General features: G+C 53.3%; 1 protein-coding gene. It reads right to left on the bottom strand.

Going from position 1 to position 828, the window contains the following annotated elements; all coding sequences use genetic code 11:
- On the bottom strand, nucleotides 1–828 hold an 828-nt coding region (locus tag LKK83_RS23225), incomplete at both ends, for a hypothetical protein (protein WP_324633765.1).

Genomic DNA, 828 nt, shown 5'->3' with positions numbered 1-828 from the left:
TAATTTGACCCAATTGGCGAAGGCTCATAAGGATCATAAAAGCCAAACCTCCAAACACCTGAATATCCTTTTGGTTGGTGCCCATTCCGACAAATTTCATGGCAGCAAAGCCCGCAAGGAACGCAAGCCACAACGGAGTCACGTTGACATATTGGGTATGTTCCGATCGCTCATCCTTGATTCCAAGCGATCGCCGCTTCACAACTTGCCGCGCAACCAATGGCGATCGCCCTGCCTGCGGTGCCAAATCAGCAAGCTCGGATTCGGTAAGTTTTAATCCCAGCCGCTGTGATTCCGATCGCATCACCTTGCGAATAAATTGCTCACTAGGTGGTTCGAGTTCAATTTCCACCATATCCAGGAAAATATCTCGGCGGGGATTCACGACTGCGAAGCAGCACACGCGCACCCCGGCGGCGATCGCATCTTCGAGCCAATAACGCACCCCGGTGGTAAGGCGTTTTGCTTCGGGGAAAACTAGCAGCGTTTCGCTGTTCATGCGATCGAGTAGCGCTTCTTTGAGTTCGTCCATAGTCAGCGACCGTTCCCCAGCGGGTTCCCCCTTGCTGTTGAATTTTGGTTCTGAAGTTTCAACGTCAAGTTGTTCTGCTAGCCGCTGGAAAAACTTCTTGCCGCTTCCCTTATAAGTCGCGATCGCTACATCCAATTCCCCAACGAACTCATCGACAATCCGAGTCGCAAACTCGCTGCCACCGAGACCCGCCTCAGCCAGCACCAAGACCGACTCGCCCCGGCGCACGGCCTCGCAGGTGAGGATAAATTCTCGCTGATTTAGCTGCGTTTCTTCTGCTCTCGAATAGCCGCCGC

The sequence above is a fragment of the Phormidium sp. CCY1219 genome (assembly GCF_035615515.1).
GTDB lineage: Bacteria > Cyanobacteriota > Cyanobacteriia > Cyanobacteriales > Laspinemataceae > CCY1219.
The sequence above is the reverse complement of the archived record's forward strand: the minus strand, read 5'-3'. Positions and strand labels throughout refer to the sequence as shown.